A 17757-nucleotide genomic window follows, 5' to 3' on the forward strand; every position below is an offset into this window, starting at 1 on the left:
ACGTGGAGGCGAATGGGTCGGGTCGGGCACGCTGTTGGGTATCTGAAGGTACGGCCGTGATGGTCGTTCTTCGGTTGCTGGCCCCAGTGAACTCGCCCGGTTTCGGGTGGGGTGGTGGGTGGCTGGTCGTTGTTTGAGAACTGCACAGTGGACGCGAGCATCTGTGGCCAAGTTTTTAAGGGCGCACGGTGGATGCCTTGGCACCAGGAACCGATGAAGGACGTGGGAGGCCACGATAGGCCCCGGGGAGCTGTCAACCGAGCTTTGATCCGGGGGTGTCCGAATGGGGAAACCCGGCAGTCGTCATGGGCTGTCACCCGCTGCTGAACACATAGGCAGTGTGGAGGGAACGAGGGGAAGTGAAACATCTCAGTACCCTCAGGAAGAGAAAACAACCGTGATTCCGGGAGTAGTGGCGAGCGAAACTGGATGAGGCCAAACCGTATGCGTGTGATACCCGGCAGGGGTTGCGTATGTGGGGTTGTGGGATCTCTCTTTCATGGTCTGCCGGCCGTGAGACGAGTCAGAAACCGTTGATGTAGGCGAAGGACATGCGAAAGGTCCGGCGTAGAGGGTAAGACCCCCGTAGCTGAAACATTGACGGCTCGTTTGAGAGACACCCAAGTAGCACGGGGCCCGAGAAATCCCGTGTGAATCTGGCGGGACCACCCGTTAAGCCTAAATATTCCCTGGTGACCGATAGCGGATAGTACCGTGAGGGAATGGTGAAAAGTACCGCGGGAGCGGAGTGAAATAGTACCTGAAACCGTGTGCCTACAAGCCGTGGGAGCGTCGCATGCAAGCTTGCTTGCATGTCGTGACTGCGTGCCTTTTGAAGAATGAGCCTGCGAGTTAGCGGTGTGTAGCGAGGTTAACCCGTGTGGGGAAGCCGTAGCGAAAGCGAGTCCGAATAGGGCGTTTGAGTTGCACGCTCTAGACCCGAAGCGGAGTGATCTAGCCATGGGCAGGTTGAAGCGGAGGTAAGACTTCGTGGAGGACCGAACCCACCAGGGTTGAAAACCTGGGGGATGACCTGTGGTTAGGGGTGAAAGGCCAATCAAACTCCGTGATAGCTGGTTCTCCCCGAAATGCATTTAGGTGCAGCGTCGTGTGTTTCTTGCCGGAGGTAGAGCACTGGATAGGCGATGGGCCCTACCGGGTTACTGACCTTAGCCAAACTCCGAATGCCGGTAAGTGAGAGCGCGGCAGTGAGACTGTGGGGGATAAGCTCCATGGTCGAGAGGGAAACAGCCCAGAGCATCGACTAAGGCCCCTAAGCGTACGCTAAGTGGGAAAGGATGTGGAGTCGCAGAGACAACCAGGAGGTTGGCTTAGAAGCAGCCACCCTTGAAAGAGTGCGTAATAGCTCACTGGTCAAGTGATTCCGCGCCGACAATGTAGCGGGGCTCAAGCGTACCGCCGAAGTCGTGTCATTCATACACATAGGGTTAACGCCTGTATGGATGGGTAGGGGAGCGTCGTGTGCCGGGTGAAGCAGCACTGGAAGGTAGTTGTGGACGGTTCACGAGTGAGAATGCAGGCATGAGTAGCGATACACACGTGAGAAACGTGTGCGCCGATTGACTAAGGGTTCCTGGGTCAAGCTGATCTGCCCAGGGTAAGTCGGGACCTAAGGCGAGGCCGACAGGCGTAGTCGATGGACAACCGGTTGATATTCCGGTACCCGCTTTGAAACGCCCAGTACTGAGCCCATTAATGCTAAGTCCGTGAAGCCGGCCTGATCTCTTCGGAGTTGAGGGTAGTGGTGGAGCCGATGAACCAAGGTGGTAGTAGGTAAGCGATGGGGTGACGCAGGAAGGTAGTCCAGCCCGGGCGGTGGTTGTCCCGGGGTAAGGGTGTAGGACGCACGGTAGGCAAATCCGTCGTGCATATGAGTCTGAGACCTGATGCCGAGCCGATTGTGGTGAAGTGGATGATCCTATGCTGTCGAGAAAAGCCTCTAGCGAGTTTCATGGCGGCCCGTACCCTAAACCGACTCAGGTGGTCAGGTAGAGAATACCGAGGCGTTCGGGTGAACTATGGTTAAGGAACTCGGCAAAATGCCCCCGTAACTTCGGGAGAAGGGGGGCCATCTTTGGTGATCCGATTTACTCGGTGAGCTGGGGGTGGCCGCAGAGACCAGCGAGAAGCGACTGTTTACTAAAAACACAGGTCCGTGCGAAGCCGTAAGGCGATGTATACGGACTGACGCCTGCCCGGTGCTGGAACGTTAAGGGGACCGGTTAGCTGCTCTTCGGGGTGGCGAAGCTGAGAACTTAAGCGCCAGTAAACGGCGGTGGTAACTATAACCATCCTAAGGTAGCGAAATTCCTTGTCGGGTAAGTTCCGACCTGCACGAATGGCGTAACGACTTCTCGACTGTCTCAACCATAGGCCCGGTGAAATTGCACTACGAGTAAAGATGCTCGTTTCGCGCAGCAGGACGGAAAGACCCCGGGACCTTTACTATAGTTTGATATTGGTGTTCGGTTCGGCTTGTGTAGGATAGGTGGGAGACTTTGAAGCGGCCACGCCAGTGGTTGTGGAGTCGTCGTTGAAATACCACTCTGGTCGTGCTGGATGTCTAACCTGGGTCCGTGATCCGGATCAGGGACAGTGTCTGATGGGTAGTTTAACTGGGGCGGTTGCCTCCTAAAGGGTAACGGAGGCGCCCAAAGGTTCCCTCAGCCTGGTTGGCAATCAGGTGTTGAGTGTAAGTGCACAAGGGAGCTTGACTGTGAGACCGACGGGTCGAGCAGGGACGAAAGTCGGGACTAGTGATCCGGCAGTGGCTTGTGGAAGCGCTGTCGCTCAACGGATAAAAGGTACCCCGGGGATAACAGGCTGATCTTCCCCAAGAGTCCATATCGACGGGATGGTTTGGCACCTCGATGTCGGCTCGTCGCATCCTGGGGCTGGAGTCGGTCCCAAGGGTTGGGCTGTTCGCCCATTAAAGCGGTACGCGAGCTGGGTTTAGAACGTCGTGAGACAGTTCGGTCCCTATCCGCTGTGCGCGTAGGAATATTGAGAAGGGCTGTCCCTAGTACGAGAGGACCGGGACGGACGAACCTCTGGTGTGCCAGTTGTTCTGCCAAGGGCATGGCTGGTTGGCTACGTTCGGAAAGGATAACCGCTGAAAGCATCTAAGCGGGAAGCCTGCTTCGAGATGAGTATTCCCACCCTCTTGAGGGGTTAAGGCTCCCAGTAGACGACTGGGTTGATAGGCCAGATGTGGAAGCCTGGTAACGGGTGGAGCTGACTGGTACTAATAGGCCGAGGGCTTGTCCTCAGTTGCTCGCGTCCACTGTGTTTGTTCTGAAATAACGAACGGCCGTGTTGTTGTCCGGTGTTGGTTAATTTCATAGTGTTTCGGTGGTCATTGCGTTAGGGAAACGCCCGGTTACATTCCGAACCCGGAAGCTAAGCCTTTCAGCGCCGATGGTACTGCAGGGGGGACCCTGTGGGAGAGTAGGACGCCGCCGAACTCCTTTTAGGAAGAGCCCCGTGCCCTTGTGGCACGGGGCTTTTTCGCGTTTCAGCCCGGGGTGACCAGGTGGGTGTCGTACGCCAGGATCACCGCCTGGACGCGGTCCCTGGCTCCCGTCTTGGCGAGAATGCGGGAGACATGGGTCTTCACCGTTGATTCCGCGAGATGAAGGCGTTCGGAGATTTCGGAGTTGGTCCAGCCCTGGCCGATCACCGTCAGGATTTCGCGTTCCCGGCCGGTGAGACCGGCGATGCGCGGATCCTGGGCGGCAGGTTCGCCCGGTTCGGCCGGCAAGTGCTGTACGTACGCGTCCAGGAGACGGCGGGTCAGGCTCGGGGCGACCACCGCGTCGCCGAGGGCCACGGCCCTGATGCCGGACAGCATCTCCTCCGGCAGCGCGTCCTTGATCAGGAAGCCGCTGGCGCCGGCGCGGAGACCGTCGTACGCGTACCGGTCCAGGTCGAAGGTCGTGACGATCAGGACGCGGGTGCGGGAGCCCGCCCTGATGATGCGGCGGGTCGCCTCGATGCCGTCCAGGAGCGGCATGCGGATGTCCATCAGGGCCACGTCCGGCTGGTGCCGGGTGACGAGCTGGAGCGCTTCGTGGCCGTTGGCGGCCTCGCCGACGACCGTCATGTCGTCCTGGCTCTCCAGCAGCATGCGGAAGCCGAAGCGTTGCATCGGCTGGTCGTCCGCGATGAGCACGGTCGTCACGAGGGAGAGTCCTCCAAGGGGAGCCGGAGCCGTACCTGCCAGCCGTTTTCGGCGGACGGGCCGGCTCGGAGTGTGCCGTCGTACAGGGAAGCGCGTGCGCGCATCCCGGTGATGCCCTGACCGGTGCCTGCGGTAGCCCGCTCGTCCGGGGACGGGGTGCCATTGTCCGTGACGAGGGCTTCGAGTGCGTCCGGGCGGTACGTCAGTGTGACCTCGGCCGTGAGTGACGGTGACGTGCCCGCGTGCTTCAGGGTGTTCGTCAGGGACTCCTGGACCACCCGGTAGACCGTCAGCTGACGCCCTGGTGTTGGCGGTTGGGCCGGAGGTGTACCCCGTACATCGAGACGTACCGGCAGACCTGCCCGGCGTACGCCTTCCAGGAGCGCGTCGATGTCGTCCAGGGTGGGCTGCGGGGTGCGGTCCGCGTCCTCCGGCCGGTCGCGCAGTACGCCGAGCAGGCGGCGGAGTTCGGCGAGGGCCTGGCGGCTGGTGGTGCCGATGGCTTCCAGCGCCTGGGCCGCGCGCTCCGGGCTGCGGGCCGCCGCGTACGAGCCGCCGTCGGCCAGGCCCGTGATGACGGAGAGATTGTGGCCGATGATGTCGTGCATCTCCCGGGCGATCCGGGTCCGTTCGGCGGCGGCGGCCAGCCGGGCCTGCTGGTCGCGTTCGCGTTCCAGGCGGTCGGCCCGGTCGAGAAGGGCCTCGGTGTACTCCTTGCGCGTACGCACCAGGATGCCCGCCAGGGCGGCGATGGCGAACATCCAGACGTGCGGGAGCAGGAGGCGGCTCCAGACCTCCGGGTATCGGCCCGAGGCGATCACCAACGGTGCCGCGACCAGGGCGCCCGACCAGGCGAGGGTGCGCATCGGGAGGCGTACCGCGATGTTGAAGACCACGATCTCCTGGAGCAGCGACGCCTGGATGACCGCACCCGTCCATACGTTGGCCAGCGAGAACGGGGCCATGAAGGCGAGCACGGCCAGTGGGTGGGAGCGGCGCCACAGCAGCGGTGCGGAGAAGGCCGCGCTCATGGTGAACACCAGAGGCGCCGGCACGTGCGGGTCGACGGCGACCGTGCGCCAGCCGCCGGAGGAGACGTCGAGGACGGCGAACAGCACCCAGAACGTGGTGAGGACGCCGTTCCAGACCGAGGGGCGGCGCCGGTCGAGGGTGCGGATGCGCTGGAACAGGCGCTGTATGTGGCCCGTGAGCGGGGTGGAGGCGGACGGTGGGCCCGGTGTCCGGGGCTCGGTGGTGTCCGCCATGTGAGTCTCCCTCGTACCCGGCAGCGTACGGCTCATGCGTCCCGGCGCCGCAGGAGTACGGCCGCCGCTACCAGTGTGGCCGAGGCCCACAGGGTGAGGGCGAGCAGGGCCGGGCCCGGGGACGCGGCGTCCGGGAGCGGAGTGGCGGAGCCGAGGACGCCCGCGGCCTGGGTGGGAAAGTAGCGGACGGCGGTCTCCACCGCGTCGTACGGGAGCATGGTCAGCACCTCGGGGAGGATCATCACACCGCCGATGAACGCGCCGATCGCTCCGGGGACCGAGCGCAGGAGTGCGCCGAGGCCCAGGGCGATGAGGCCGAGGAGGGTGGTTCCGGCGGCGTTCCCCGCTACGGCGCGCAGTACACCCGGGTCGGTGAGGGAAGCGGCCTGGTCCGTGTCGTGCAGGAAGAACTGGGCGACGACGAAGGTGACCAGCGCGGTCGCGAACATGGCGGTGAACACGGTGACCGTGAAGACGGCGGCCTTCGCCCATAGCACCGGGAGACGGCGTGGCACGGCGGTGAGCGAGGCGCGGATCAGGCCCGAGGAGTATTCGCCGGCCGTGACGAGGATGCCGAGGACCACCGTGCAGAGTGAGGCGAGGAGCGAGCCGTAGAGGACGAGGATGACGGTGTCGATGTCCGAGTCGCCGCCGTCGGAGGTGTAGGTGGTGCCCATGAGGATGCCGACACCGAGGACGAAGACGACGGCCAGGCCCAGGGTGATCCAGCTGGAGCGCAGGGTGCGCAGCTTGTGCCATTCGGAGTGCAGCACGCGGACAGGTGTGACGCGGTGGGGGTGGGGAAGGGCCGTGGTGGTCATGCGGGGGCTCCGGTCGGTTCGGTGGCGTGGGGCCGGTAGTCGACCGACTCCTGGGTGAGGTCCATGAACGCCTGTTCCAGGGATGCGGTGCGCGGGGTGAGTTCGTAGAGGGGGATGGCGTGGGCGGCGGCGGTGCGGCCGATGTGTGCGGCGTCCGTGCCGCGTACGTCCAGGCGGTCGGAGCCGGGCGTGGGGGTGATCTCGATGCCGGGGCCCCGCAGCAGGTCGCACAGGGCTGTGGGCTGGGGGGTGAGGACGGTGACGGAACTGCCGCCGGCCGTGGCGGTGAACTCGGTGACGGTGGTGTCGGCGAGAAGGCGGCCGCGGCCGATGACGACCAGGTGGTCGGCGGTGAGGGCCATCTCGCTCATCAGGTGCGAAGAGACCAGGACCGTGCGGCCCTGTGCGGCGAGGTCTCGGAGGAGGGTGCGGATCCAGAGGACGCCTTCCGGGTCCAGGCCGTTGACGGGCTCGTCCAGGATCACGGTGGCGGGGTCGCCGAGGAGGGCGGCGGCGATGCCCAGGCGCTGGCCCATGCCGAGCGAGAAGCCCTTGACCCGTTTCCCGGCGACGGCGGTGAGGCCCGCGAGGTCCAGGACGTGTTCGACGCGGGTGCGCGGGATGCCGTGGGTGTGGGCGAGCGCCATCAGGTGGTGGAAGGCGGTCCGGCCGGGGTGGACGGAGCGTGCCTCCAGGAGGGCGCCGACCTCGGTGAGGGGCGCGCTGTGGGAGGTGTACGCGCGTCCGCCGATCGTGGAGCGGCCCCGGGTGGGTGCGTCCAGGCCGAGCAGCATGCGCATGGTGGTGGACTTGCCGGCGCCGTTGGGGCCGAGGAAGCCGGTGACCGTGCCCGGGCGGACGGTGAAGTCGAGGTCCTGGACGACGGTGGTGTCCCCGTAGCGTTTGGTGAGTGCGTGTGCTCTGATCATGCGGTCGACGCTACGGAGCGGGCGCGGGCCGGTCGTCGGACCGGGGGCGGGATGTGCGGGGGCGCGTAGTACCGGGGTACGACGGCTGAGGTGGGCGGGTTGAATGCGTTTGCGTGGTCTCGGGAGTGCGGGTCAGGATCGGTGCATGGACTACGTGATACGGCCGGTGCGCGCCGACGAGTGGCGGTCGGTGAAGGAGCTCCGGCTGGCCGCCTTGCAGGATCCGGCCGCCCCGGTGGCGTTCCTTGAGACGTACGAGCAGGGGCTGAAGCGGTCCGACGAGGCGTGGCGGGAGCGGACGGTGGACGCCTCCGAGGACGGTGCGGGCGAGGTGCGGCAGTTCGTCGCGGAGGGCCCGGACGGTGCCTGGGCGGGCTCGGTGACGGTGCTCGTGGAGGGGCCGGAGGCCGAGGCGCGGTTCGGTGAGGCGGCGTCGGTGAACCAGGGGCACCTGGTCGGGGTGTTCGTGCGGCCGGAGGCGCGGGGCGCGGGGGTGGCGGATGCGCTGTTCCGGGCGGCCGTGGACTGGGCGTGGTCGCTGGAGGCGCCGCGGCTGGAGCGTGTGCGGCTGTATGTGCACGAGAACAATCCGCGCGCGGAGGCGTTCTACCGGCGGTTCGGGTTCGTGCCTACGGGCGAGTCGGTGCCGATGCCGGGGGATCCGACGGCGTCCGAGCTGGAGTTCGCGGTGACGCGGCCCTGAGCGGTGCCCTTGCGGACAAGTCCTAGAGGGTGCTGGGGGTCCGGAGCTGTTGTGTCCAGTGTGAGCGGGCCTGTTCCGGGGAACGGAGCAGGGCGATGGCGGACAGGCCCTGGGACTGGCCGGATCTCAGCAGCTCGGGCAGGCGGGGCAGCGGGGCGACGGCCGCGATGTCGTCGAGGACAAGCGTCATTGGTGGGTCGAGCCGGCCGTCGGATGACCGTGCGGCCATGCGGCGGCCGTGCTCGACCACGTCTGCGGCGAGCGCGGTGAGCAGGGGCATCGTTCCTGGACCGGATCGCGGGGTCTCGATGGCTTCACCCACCACATAGAGGCTGCCCCCTTCGTTCGCAAAGGAATCCAGTGCGAGCGCATCTGCTCGATTTGGTGTGCAGGCGTCGCGGACGTGGACGGAGGAGAGGGCGCCGAACGTGCGCACCGTCAGTTCCTGGGCCATTTCGCGGAGTTCGGGATGGCCGGTGAGCGCGGACTCCAGGAGCCCGGCGAGTCCGGGGGCCGCCTTGGGGTGGGTGCGCAGCAGGCGGACCGCTTCGTGGGTGTTGCCGCCGATGGCCCAGCGGTGGACCTGGCGGAAGGGGCGGCCGTCGATGGCGGCGGCGTGCAGCCAGCAGCGCAGGAGGGTTTCGGCGATGTCGGCCGTCGCCGAGTCGACGCGGGCCTGGGGGCGGACGGGGGCGAGCAGCGCGCTTGCGCGGGCCGCGGCCCGGTCGGCCTGTTCGCAGCCGGTGGTGGGCGCCCAGTGCAGCCGGTCCGGGGTGTCGCAGAGGTGGCCGGGGTCGTAGACGAGGACGGGGCCGAGCTTGGCGCGGGCGTCCTTGGTCTCGGCCCAGAGGGTGGGGTCGGAGGTCACGACGAGCACGGGGCCGTCTGCTTCTCGGATGGCCTGGACGGCGGTGGCCCGGCGGGTGGCGGCGGGGCCGTAGAGGACGAGGGGGGTGCGCGGGGCGGGGACGGCCGCGGGGAGTGTTTCGGGTGCGGCTTCGGTGGGGAAGGCCGTCGTCTGCGGTGTGGTTTCGGTGAGGTGTTCGGCGGGAACGGGGGTGGCCGGCGCGGGGGCGGGGGCTGTTTTGCGCAGGGTGTCGGGGGTGGGCTCGGGGGCCGGTTCCGGTTCGGGGAGCGCCGACTCGTACGCGTAATCCCGCTGCTTGTTCCGCCGGCCGGTCTTCCGGCCTCTGGACTGCGCGAGCTTGCGCCGTGCGCGCTCCTCGCGGTGGGCCTGTTCGAGGAGGGCCAGTCGCTCTGTGCGTTCCGTGCGGCGGCGGGCCAGTCCGGCGCGCCAGCGGGTGATGACGCCCATGACGAAGACCGTGAGCACCACGAGCACCATCAGTTCGCCGATGAGCAGGCCCCAGAACAGGCCGTATCCGGAGAGCTGGCCGGGTGGGGTGTGGGGCCAGGCGGCGGGCAGGTCGTGCGGGGCCTCCAGCAGGCGGCGGAGGGCCGGCGGGGTCTCGGTCGGGGTGACGCCGTCGGGCCAGGCGCCGTGGGCGAGGAGGCCGGCGAATCCGGTGGCTGCCCAGGTCAGCAGCGTAAGTCCGAGAAGGAAGGCCAGCAGTCCGACGAGCAGGCCGTCGGGGATGCCGCCTCCCTTGCCGCCGCCGGACCGTCCCCCGTCGCTCCCTGCCATGTCATGCCACCGTTGACTCGGACGACTCGTTCAGCCGCTGCTGGTTCTCGATCCTGGCCGCGCGTTCCTCCGCTTCGAGGTCGGCGGCTCTCACGTCGTCCGGGAGCAGGCCGCTCACGGACGACTCGGTCATGGCGCGGTCGGTGAAGACGAGGGGGCGTTCGGCCTCGGTGATCAGGTGTTTGACGACCTGTACGTTGCCGTTCACGTCCCAGACCGCGATGCCCGGGGTGAGGGTGGGGATGATTTCGACGGCCCAGCGGGGCAGGCCGAGGACCCGGCCGGTGGCTCTGGCCTCGTCGGCCTTCTGGGCGTAGATGGTGCGAGTGGAGGCCATTTTGAGGATGGCGGCGGCTTCGCGTGCGGCGGCGCCGTCGACCACGTCGCTGAGGTGGTGGACGACGGCGACGAAGGAGAGGCCGAGGCGGCGGCCGAACTTCAGCAGGCGCTGGAAGAGCTGGGCGACGAAGGGCGAGTTGATGATGTGCCACGCCTCTTCGACCAGGAAGATGCGCTTCTTGCGGTCGGGCCTGATCCAGGTGTGTTCGAGCCAGACGCCGACGATCGCCATCAGGATGGGCATGGCGATGGAGTTGCGGTCGATGTGCGAGAGGTCGAAGACGATCAGGGGGGCGTCCAGGTCGATGCCGAAGGACGTCGGGCCGTCGAACATGCCGCGCAGGTCGCCGTCGACCAGCCGGTCGAGGACGAGGGCGACGTCCAGGCCCCACGCGCGTACGTCGTCTATGTCGACGTTCATCGCCTGGGCGGATTCCGGTTCGGGGTGGCGCAGCTGCTCGACGATGTCCGTGAGGACGGGCTGGCGGTCGGTCGTCGTGGCGTTGACGTAGGCGTGGGCGACCTTGAGGGCGAAGCCGGAGCGTTCGTCCAGGCCGTGGCCCATGGCGACTTCGATGATGGTGCGCAGCAGGGCGAGCTGGCCGGTGGTGGTGATGGTCGGGTCGAGCGGGTTGAGCCGGATGCCGCCGTTGAGTGCGGAGGTGGGGTCGAGGCGGATGGGGGTGAGGCCGAGCTCCTGCGCGATGAGGTTCCACTCGCCGACGCCGTCCTCGCCCTGGGCGTCGAGGACGACGACCTGGCGGTCGCGGAAGCGGAGCTGGCGGAGCACGTACGTCTTCTCCAGCGCGGACTTGCCGTTCCCGGACTCGCCGAGGACCAGCCAGTGCGGGGCGGGGAGCTGCTGTCCGTACAGCTGGAAGGGGTCGTAGATGTAGCCCTTGCCGGAGTACACCTCGCGGCCGATGATCACACCGGAGTCGCCGAGGCCGGGGGCGGCGGTGGGCAGGTAGACGGCCTGGGCCTGGCCGGTCGAGGTGCGGACGGGCAGCCGGGTGGTCTCCACCTTCCCGAAGAGGAAGGCGGTAAAGGCGTCCGACAACGCGGACAGCGGATCTCGCATGGCGTGACTGACCTCCCTCTCGGTGTCGCGGACTGGCGGTTAGCGGCGGATGCCGGTGGCGAACGGCAGGGTGTTGACGAAGGCTCGGTGGTGCTCGCGGTCGCACCATTCGAGCTTCAGGTACGACTTTCCGGCCGAGGCGCGGATGGTCCGCTTGTCGCGGGCGAGGGCTTCGGGGGAGCGGGACGACACGGTGATGTACCCCACGAGGTTGACGCCTGCGGCGCCGCTGGCGAGGTCTTCACCCCGTTGGTCGAGGCGGCCGTGGGCGGCGATGTCGCGGGGGTCGACGGTGCGGTTCATCTTGGCCTGGCGGCTGGCCTCGGCGTCGTCGTTGGTCTTCTCGGTGAGCATGCGCTCGATGGCGATCTCGGTGGGTTCCAGGTCCATGCAGACGGCGACGGTGCGGATGACGTCGGGGGTGTGGACGAGGAGGGGGGCCAGGAAGTTGACGCCGACGGGGGTCATCGGCCACTCCTTCACCCAGGCGGTGGAGTGGCACCAGGGGGCGCGGGTGGACGATTCGCGGGTCTTGGCCTGGAGGTAGGTCGGTTCAAGGGCGTCGAGCTCGGCGGGCCATGCGTTGCGCTTCGTCATGGCCTGGATGTGGTCGATGGGGTGGTCGGGGTCGTACATGGAGTGGACGAGGGAGGCCAGCCGGCTCTGGCCGAGGGGCTGGCGGACCCGGATGTCGGCCTCGGCGAGGCGGGCGCAGATGTCGGTGAGCTCGCGGGCCATGACGACGGCGAGGCCGGCGTCGCGGTCCAGCTTGCGGCCGGAGTGCGGGCGGGCGGCGCGGGCCATGGCGTGGGCCTCGGCGGCGAGCTCGCGGTTGAAGTGCATGCAGGCGACGAGGTAGGCGCGGTGCTGCTCGCTGGAGGTGGAGACCATGGACTGGAGCTGGTCGTAGGAGTCCTGGAGCCAGCGGGGGGATGCCTGGGCGCCGCGCTGGGCGACGTCCTTGGCGTGGGCGTCGGGGTCGGCGGGGAGGGTGCGGGCGAGCATCTGGAGGCGGGTGACGAAGCCGTCTCCGTTGGCGACGTGCTTGAGGAGGGTGCCGAAGCGGTCGACGAGGGCTTCCTGGTCCTCGCTGTCGCGCAGGCCGACGCCGGGGCCCTCGATCTCGATGGCGGCGGTGACGGTGCGCCGGTCGGCGTGCAGGAGGACGGCGATCTCGTCGGGGCCGAAGGGGGCGGAGAGCCAGTTGATGCGGCCGATGCCGGGGGGCGGGCCGATCTCGATCTCGCGGCCGTCGGCGCGGGTGCCGGCTTCCATGGCGGTGGAGCGGTAGGTGGTGCCGCGGCGGAGGGAGCGCTTGTAGCTGCGGTTGATCTCGAACCACTTGTAGAAGGTCCGGTGCCGGTACGGGACGTAGACCATGGCGATGGCGAGCAGCGGGAAGCCGGTGAGCAGCACGATGCGCAGGGAGAGGACGGGGACGAGCAGGCCGCTCATCATGCCGAGGAACGCGCCGGCGATGATCAGGGCGATTTCGCCCGTCTCGCGGTTCTTGCCGACGATCGCGTTCGGCCGGGCGCGGCCGATGAGATACGTACGGCGGGGCGCGATCGGATGGGACTGTGTGCTCAACGCCCGCCACCTCCTGTGCGGTTGTTACCTGTGCTGCCTGGTCCGCGGGTGCCGCGGCTGCTGTGGGGGGTGCCGGCGGTCGGGGAGCCGCTGCGGGGCGGGGGGGTGGCGGAGGGGGCGGATCCGCCGCCGGTTCCGCCGCCGGGGTTACGGGAGCTGTGGGCGGCGACTCCGCCGCTGACCGGGTTGGCGGGGCGGCCGCCGCCGCTGCCGGTGTCGCCGCTGTTCTGGCCGCCGCGGCTGCTGTGGGTCTTGATGCCCTGGGAGACGAGGGCGGCGGGGGAGCTGATCATGGCGGCGGCCTGGGAGCCGTCGGTGGCCTGTTTGCGGTTGGTACGGGCGCCCTGGATCTCGTCGCCGAAGCCGGGGACGAAGCGGTAGATCATGGCGGAGGCGAAGATGGCCAGCAGGATGATGGCGAGGCCGGAGACGACGGCGGAGAAGGCGTCGGGGCCGTCGTCGGACGAGAGGGCGCCGGCGAGGCCGAGTACGACGACGATGACGGGTTTGACCATGATCACCGCGATCATGATGCCTGCCCAGCGGCGTACGTGTCCCCACATGTTCTTGTCGACGAGTCCGGCGTAGACGGCGGTTCCCAGGAGGGCGCCGACGTAGAGCAGGGCGGCGCGGATGACGAGTTCGAGCCAGAGGATGCCGGCGGCGAGGATGGAGACGAGGGAGACGACGATCAGCATGATCGGGCCGCCGCCGATGTCGGAGTCCTTCTTGAGGGCTTGGGCGAAGGAGCCGAAGAAGACGTCGGTCTGACCGCCGGATGAGGAGGCGATGACGTCGGTGACGCCGTCGGTGGCGGAGACGATGGTGTAGAGGATGAGGGGGGTGAAGGCGGAGGCGAGGACGGTGAGCCAGAGGAAGCCGATGGCTTCGGAGATGGCGGTGGTGAGGGGGACGCCGCGGATGGCGCGCTTGGCTACGGCGAGGAGCCAGAGGACGAGCGTGAGCACGGTGGAGGCGGCGAAGACGATGGCGTACTGCTGGAGGAAGCGGGTGTTCGTGAAGTCGACGTTGGCCGTTTCCTTGACCGCGTCGCTGAGCTTGCCCACGATCCACGCGGCGGCGTCGGCGCAGCCGCGCCCGAGCGAGGTGAGCGGGTCTAGTGCGGGGTCGGTGCTTGCGGGCGGGGTGGACTTGGGGGAGCTGGCGCTTCCGCCTTCGCAGTAGTCCTTGGCGAGTCCCACGATGAGGTCGCATGCATCGTTGCCCTCTTTACTGGGCGACGGGGACGGCGATGGCACCGCTGCGGCCCGTGAGGCGAGCAGGACCATCGCGGGAAGGATGCTCAGTGTGGTCAGGGAGCGCATGCTCCGGCGACGGCTAGCGGGCATAGACGAATCCTCCGTATCCCTCTACCGCGCCGGCGATCTCGTCGGCCGAGGAAGCCCGGTTGTCACCGCTGACGGGAGTGGGCCCCTCTGTCTGACTCGACGACTCGATCTTCCAGTCGTTGCCGATCCACTTGAGCCTTTCCGAGATCGTGAACCAGGTCTCGGTCACTGGCTTCGTGGAGCCCTCACCGGCCATTCCGACGAGACCGGTGCACCAGACCTCGACCGTGGCCGAGTCAGCGGTGTGCTCGATCACCTTCGTTCCTACTGGGACCGTGCGAGAGACGAATGTCAAGCCGCTGGGAGCCTTGCCGTCTTCGCTCAGGCCGACGTTCTTGAGGAAGTCCGGTGAGTAGGCAGTATCAAGATCTGCAGTCAGCTTTCCGACAACGGCCGGGTCGTGGGTGGCCTGCACGATGGCCTGACGGGAAGAGACGACGAACATATCGGCAGACCCCAGGGCCACCGCGAAGTTGGAGGCCGCGCTTTCCGCGCCTTGTTGGTTGTGGGCGAAGCCCGAGGGGATTGTGCCGTTCTTGCCTGTTACCGGCTTCGTGCCCGTGGGTGAGGTCGGCGCGGCGCCCGCCCTGGCGCCGGAGGTGGTGTCGGACTTGCCGTTCGAGTCGGCCTTGTCGCCGCCCATGTTGGCGAAGGCGATGGCGCCCAGGAGGAGGACCACCACGCCGGCGAACGTGATGAGGGAGCGGGAGCTGCGGGCCGGGCGGCGGGGGCCGTAGGGGTCGCCGGCGGGGCCGTCGGGCAGGCGGGTGCGGGTCTGGCGGGTGCCGCCGATCGTGCTGTAGGCGTCGCTCGTGCGTCCCGCGTCGTTGCCGTAGCCGTCCTCGTCGCCGAGACTCATGCCGCGTACGCCCCCTCAACCATTGCTTGAACCACGTCGTAGTACGACGGTAGCCGTGCTGCTCTCCGCGCGGACGCGGTGTGGTGACTCGACATCAGGGGTACGCAACCTCTGCCGGTGGGCACGACGGACGGATGGGAGGGGTGGGGCGGACGAGCCCCGGGTGCGGGGGTGACGCCCGGTCAGACGGCCATCCCGTACACAATGGTGAACAGGGTGCCGAGCGATCCGATGATGAACACACCGGTCAGGCCGGCCACGATCAGCCCCTTGCCCTGTTCCGCGCTGAACGTGTCGCGCAGAGCCGTCGCGCCGATCCGCTGCTTGGCCGCCCCCCAGACCGCGATGCCGAGGCACAGCAGGATGGCGATCGCCATCACCACCTCGATCATCACGCGGGCCTCGTTGCCCAGGGTCCCGAACGGCCCCCAGTTCGGGGCGATTCCGCCGATGATGGTGGTGATGTCGCCCTTTTCAGCTGCCAGGATCATGTAAGTCACCGCCCCAGTTGGGTAGTTCACCGCCCGTACCGCATGGCACGGGTCACTCTCTATCTTCGCTGATGAAACTGGATTCGTACGACGGCTTCACGGCTCTCTTTACCCGGATCTCGCACATTTGACCGGTCTGACCACCCTGACCTGCGGATCGAATCGGTGTGTGGGCGAAATGCGTATGGTCACTCTGTGTATCACGCAGAGTGACGCCGGGCAATGATCGTCATCACGCCAGATCGGCCGAGATATCCCGTAGCAGCCGAATCGCCCACTTCAGAGCGGTGGAGGCGAGGACGGGGCGCCCATCGGACGCAGCAGCGGGTGGCGCGGAACCGGTGGACGGGGCGGCGTCTTCCAGTACGACGGTGGCCGGAAGTCGCACCAGGAGCCGTCGAAGGGAAAGATTCCGGCCTCGGCGAGCTGTGCGACCGTCGTTCCTTCGGACCGGATCGCCTGCGCTTCCTCGGCCGTCCAGTACGCGGGGTGGCCGGTCTTCTCGGCGAAGGACTGCTCGTCCTTCCAGCTCCAGGTCCGGTCCGGGGCGACGTTGATGTCCAGCTCGTGGTCGGCGATGTCGATGTCCGCGCCGTGATGCACGCGCCGTTCGAGGTTGACGTACCAGCCGCGGAACTTGTGTCTGCGGCCGAAGAGCCACAGCACCGAGTGGGCCGCCCCCGTCGGCTGGTAGAAGAGGGCGTCGCCCATCGGCCAGCGGCCCGCGACGACGGGGAATCCCTCGGCCGGGCGCTCGTGCGGGGCGATGTCGCGCAGGTGGGTCGCGCCGCGCGGGAGGGCGGTGCGCCACATCGGGGTGCCCGATTTCATCCACACCAGTTGCCCGGTGTCCGTTCGTTCGACCAGGCGCACGGGTACGGAGGCGCTGAGGTGGCCGCCTATGAACAGGTTCCAGTGCAGGATCTGGCCGGGTGTGCCGCTCGCGGTGTCTCTGTTGTCCTCTTTCATGCGATTGATCATTCCCGCCGCGCGGGCGCCGGACACGTGCCACCGGAGACGTGCGGCCGGACACGTACAGGCAGCTCAGGGAATGTCCCTGACAGGGTGTCATCCGTCAGTCGGTGGCGATGCCCCGGCTTGCGAGGACGTCGGTGTCGAACGACATGCCGATTCCGCAGTTGTCCACGCCCTCGATCAGCCGCAGGTTCGGCAGCAGGTCCAGGTCGTCCAGCGAGCCCACGTCGAAGAGGTCGTCCTCCCCGTCCCAGACCGGGGCGCACTCCTGGTACACCTGAAGGCCACCGTCGACCTCCAGTGTCTCGACGGTCGCAAGCAGTTCCGGGCTGATCTCCAGCGCCTCGAAGTAGGCGCGGGCCTCGTCCAGGACGGTGAAGGCGAGGTCGTTGTCGTAGGCGTAGATCTGCGGGTCGTCGATGCCTTTCGCTTTCAGGCAGTCGGCTATGCGGAAGGCGGGGGTGAGCGTCTCGTCGTCGTACATGAGCTTGTCGATGACGATCAGCTTGAAGTTGAAGTCGCGGAAGGCGGGCATGCCCGGATCGTAACGGTGCCCTCGGACAGACCGTCGTGGTCCGTCCGAGGGCACCGTCGTGGCCCGGGGATCAGGGCTTCATGTTCGCCTGCTTCATGGAGGCCACCGCGTCGGCGACCGTGCGCTCGTACAGGCCCAGCTTCGGGGTGCCGACCTTCACGTCGGGGCCGAGCGGGAAGTTGAGCTGCTCGGCGTTGGCCATGTTGTCGCCGTCGGCGAGTACGTTCAGCTCGTCCACCCAGGTCACGCCGTTGCCGCCGCCCGGGTTGAGGTCGATCACCGCGATCGCGGCGGTCTTCGGCTTCACCGGGTAGGCCGGCGGGCCGCCGAGGCCGCCCGGGACCAGCGGGATGATGTCGCCGCTGTGGTCGGTGGCCTTCGCCGCGCCCAGGCCGACGCGCGGGTAGTAGCTCAGGCCACAGGAGTTCTTGCCGGTGTTGTTGACCTCGATCACGTGCTGGGTGGCCGAACCCTCGCGGGCGTACACGCGCACCGACAGGTCGCCGCTCTTGCAGGGGTGCTTGTACGCGTAGTCGTCACTGGTGTCGCCGGCGGCGGACCCGCTCGTGGAACCGCCCGTCTTCGCGGCGCTCCCGTTGGACTTGCCGGTGCTGGAGGTGACCGCGTCCGTGGAGCCGCCGCCCTTCTTCGCGCCGTCGCCCGCGCTGTTGCCCTGGTCCTGGGAGGCGTCGCCCGCGGTGTCCTTGGAGGTGTCCTTCGCTGCCACGGTGGCGTTGGCCGAGGCGGAGTCGTCGGCCGGGCCGGCCGACTTCGTCCCGCTGCCGTCCCCGCCGCAGGCGGTGAGGGCGAGGGCGAGCACGGCGGTGGCGGCGGCGCCGAGGACGGCGTTGCGCTTGCGGAGCGTATGCATGGGATTCCCCGGAAGTGTGTGGCGGTCGGTGGTTCGGCTCGGTGCAGACAGGGCCCGGATCCGCGGCGTGCCGCTCCCCCTCGGACCGTCTGACATGGGAAGC

The 17757-nt window shown here is 67.5% G+C and carries 14 protein-coding genes and 2 rRNA genes; 3 read left to right on the plus strand and 13 right to left on the minus strand.

Annotated features, from left to right (window positions below; translation table 11 throughout):
- Positions 1 to 165 precede the first annotated feature (165 nt).
- Both OG338_RS15675 and rrf read left to right on the plus strand, forming a co-directional pair.
- Positions 166 to 3289: ribosomal RNA gene (locus OG338_RS15675) — 23S ribosomal RNA — on the plus strand.
- A 79-nt stretch (positions 3290 to 3368) separates the two neighbouring features.
- Positions 3369 to 3485: ribosomal RNA gene (rrf, locus tag OG338_RS15680) — 5S ribosomal RNA — on the plus strand.
- Between the two features lie 50 nt (positions 3486 to 3535).
- Here the strand turns inward: rrf and OG338_RS15685 are convergent.
- The 4 genes from OG338_RS15685 to OG338_RS15700 are packed head-to-tail and all read right to left on the minus strand — an operon-like array spanning position 3536 to position 7216.
- Complete coding sequence (locus OG338_RS15685; protein ID WP_405937912.1) at positions 3536 to 4201, minus strand: response regulator; 666 nt, start codon at positions 4199 to 4201, stop codon at positions 3536 to 3538.
- Entirely contained in the window at positions 4198 to 5466 is a 1269-nt protein-coding gene (locus OG338_RS15690) for a sensor histidine kinase (RefSeq protein WP_405937913.1), read from the minus strand. The genes OG338_RS15685 and OG338_RS15690 overlap by 4 nt, the downstream gene beginning before the upstream one ends.
- Before the next feature lie 32 nt (positions 5467 to 5498).
- The gene (locus tag OG338_RS15695) at positions 5499 to 6287 is read right to left on the minus strand and encodes an ABC transporter permease (RefSeq protein ID WP_405937914.1); all 789 of its coding nucleotides are present in this window, start codon (positions 6285 to 6287) and stop codon (positions 5499 to 5501) included.
- The gene (locus tag OG338_RS15700; protein WP_405937915.1) at positions 6284 to 7216 is read right to left on the minus strand and encodes an ATP-binding cassette domain-containing protein; all 933 of its coding nucleotides are present in this window, start codon (positions 7214 to 7216) and stop codon (positions 6284 to 6286) included. The genes OG338_RS15695 and OG338_RS15700 overlap by 4 nt, the downstream gene beginning before the upstream one ends.
- Before the next feature lie 145 nt (positions 7217 to 7361).
- Between OG338_RS15700 and OG338_RS15705 the strand changes: the two genes are divergently transcribed.
- The gene (locus OG338_RS15705; RefSeq protein ID WP_405937916.1) at positions 7362 to 7919 is read left to right on the plus strand and encodes a GNAT family N-acetyltransferase; all 558 of its coding nucleotides are present in this window, start codon (positions 7362 to 7364) and stop codon (positions 7917 to 7919) included.
- Positions 7920 to 7941: 22 nt separating this feature from the next.
- Here OG338_RS15705 and OG338_RS15710 read toward each other — a convergent pair whose 3' ends face one another.
- The 9 genes from OG338_RS15710 to OG338_RS15750 form a co-directional block, all read right to left on the minus strand.
- Positions 7942 to 9564: a type VI secretion protein gene (locus tag OG338_RS15710; RefSeq protein WP_405937917.1), complete on the minus strand. Its 1623-nt coding sequence runs from the start codon at positions 9562 to 9564 to the stop codon at positions 7942 to 7944.
- Position 9565: 1 nt separating this feature from the next.
- Positions 9566 to 10984 carry an ATP-binding protein gene (locus OG338_RS15715; protein ID WP_405937918.1) on the minus strand — a complete coding sequence of 473 codons (1419 nt, stop codon included), beginning with the start codon at positions 10982 to 10984 and terminating at the stop codon, positions 9566 to 9568.
- 39 nt (positions 10985 to 11023) lie between these two features.
- Entirely contained in the window at positions 11024 to 12574 is a 1551-nt protein-coding gene (locus tag OG338_RS15720; protein WP_405937919.1) for an SCO6880 family protein, read from the minus strand.
- Positions 12571 to 13863, minus strand: a complete 1293-nt coding sequence (locus OG338_RS15725; RefSeq protein WP_405940436.1) for a hypothetical protein — start codon at positions 13861 to 13863, stop codon at positions 12571 to 12573. The genes OG338_RS15720 and OG338_RS15725 overlap by 4 nt, the downstream gene beginning before the upstream one ends.
- A gap of 49 nt (positions 13864 to 13912) precedes the next feature.
- Positions 13913 to 14782, minus strand: a complete 870-nt coding sequence (locus tag OG338_RS15730; RefSeq protein WP_405937920.1) for a hypothetical protein — start codon at positions 14780 to 14782, stop codon at positions 13913 to 13915.
- Between the two features lie 182 nt (positions 14783 to 14964).
- Positions 14965 to 15273 (minus strand): hypothetical protein, encoded by a 309-nt coding sequence (locus OG338_RS15735; RefSeq protein WP_018101695.1) that lies wholly within the window; start codon positions 15271 to 15273, stop codon positions 14965 to 14967.
- Between the two features lie 279 nt (positions 15274 to 15552).
- Positions 15553 to 16242 carry a DUF402 domain-containing protein gene (locus OG338_RS15740; protein ID WP_405937921.1) on the minus strand — a complete coding sequence of 230 codons (690 nt, stop codon included), beginning with the start codon at positions 16240 to 16242 and terminating at the stop codon, positions 15553 to 15555.
- A gap of 106 nt (positions 16243 to 16348) precedes the next feature.
- Positions 16349 to 16783 (minus strand): DUF6892 domain-containing protein, encoded by a 435-nt coding sequence (locus OG338_RS15745; RefSeq protein WP_405937922.1) that lies wholly within the window; start codon positions 16781 to 16783, stop codon positions 16349 to 16351.
- 70 nt (positions 16784 to 16853) lie between these two features.
- Entirely contained in the window at positions 16854 to 17654 is an 801-nt protein-coding gene (locus OG338_RS15750) for a DUF4232 domain-containing protein (RefSeq protein ID WP_405937923.1), read from the minus strand.
- Between the last annotated feature and the right edge of the window lie 103 nt (positions 17655 to 17757).

The sequence above is a fragment of the Streptomyces sp. NBC_00726 genome (assembly GCF_045161735.1).
Lineage (GTDB): Bacteria > Actinomycetota > Actinomycetes > Streptomycetales > Streptomycetaceae > Streptomyces.

Bases quoted from the DNA above. Each gene is read 5' to 3' on its own strand.
- OG338_RS15690 (WP_405937913.1), bottom strand. From the start codon at position 5,466: ATGGCGGACACCACCGAGCCCCGGACACCGGGCCCACCGTCCGCCTCC.
- OG338_RS15695 (WP_405937914.1), bottom strand. From the start codon at position 6,287: ATGACCACCACGGCCCTTCCCCACCCCCACCGCGTCACACCTGTCCGC.
- OG338_RS15700 (WP_405937915.1), bottom strand. From the start codon at position 7,216: ATGATCAGAGCACACGCACTCACCAAACGCTACGGGGACACCACCGTC.
- OG338_RS15705 (WP_405937916.1), top strand. From the start codon at position 7,362: ATGGACTACGTGATACGGCCGGTGCGCGCCGACGAGTGGCGGTCGGTG.
- OG338_RS15710 (WP_405937917.1), bottom strand. From the start codon at position 9,564: ATGGCAGGGAGCGACGGGGGACGGTCCGGCGGCGGCAAGGGAGGCGGC.
- OG338_RS15715 (WP_405937918.1), bottom strand. From the start codon at position 10,984: ATGCGAGATCCGCTGTCCGCGTTGTCGGACGCCTTTACCGCCTTCCTC.
- OG338_RS15725 (WP_405940436.1), bottom strand. From the start codon at position 13,863: ATGGTCCTGCTCGCCTCACGGGCCGCAGCGGTGCCATCGCCGTCCCCG.
- OG338_RS15730 (WP_405937920.1), bottom strand. From the start codon at position 14,782: ATGAGTCTCGGCGACGAGGACGGCTACGGCAACGACGCGGGACGCACG.
- OG338_RS15735 (WP_018101695.1), bottom strand. From the start codon at position 15,273: ATGATCCTGGCAGCTGAAAAGGGCGACATCACCACCATCATCGGCGGA.
- OG338_RS15740 (WP_405937921.1), bottom strand. From the start codon at position 16,242: ATGAAAGAGGACAACAGAGACACCGCGAGCGGCACACCCGGCCAGATC.
- OG338_RS15745 (WP_405937922.1), bottom strand. From the start codon at position 16,783: ATGCCCGCCTTCCGCGACTTCAACTTCAAGCTGATCGTCATCGACAAG.
- OG338_RS15750 (WP_405937923.1), bottom strand. From the start codon at position 17,654: ATGCATACGCTCCGCAAGCGCAACGCCGTCCTCGGCGCCGCCGCCACC.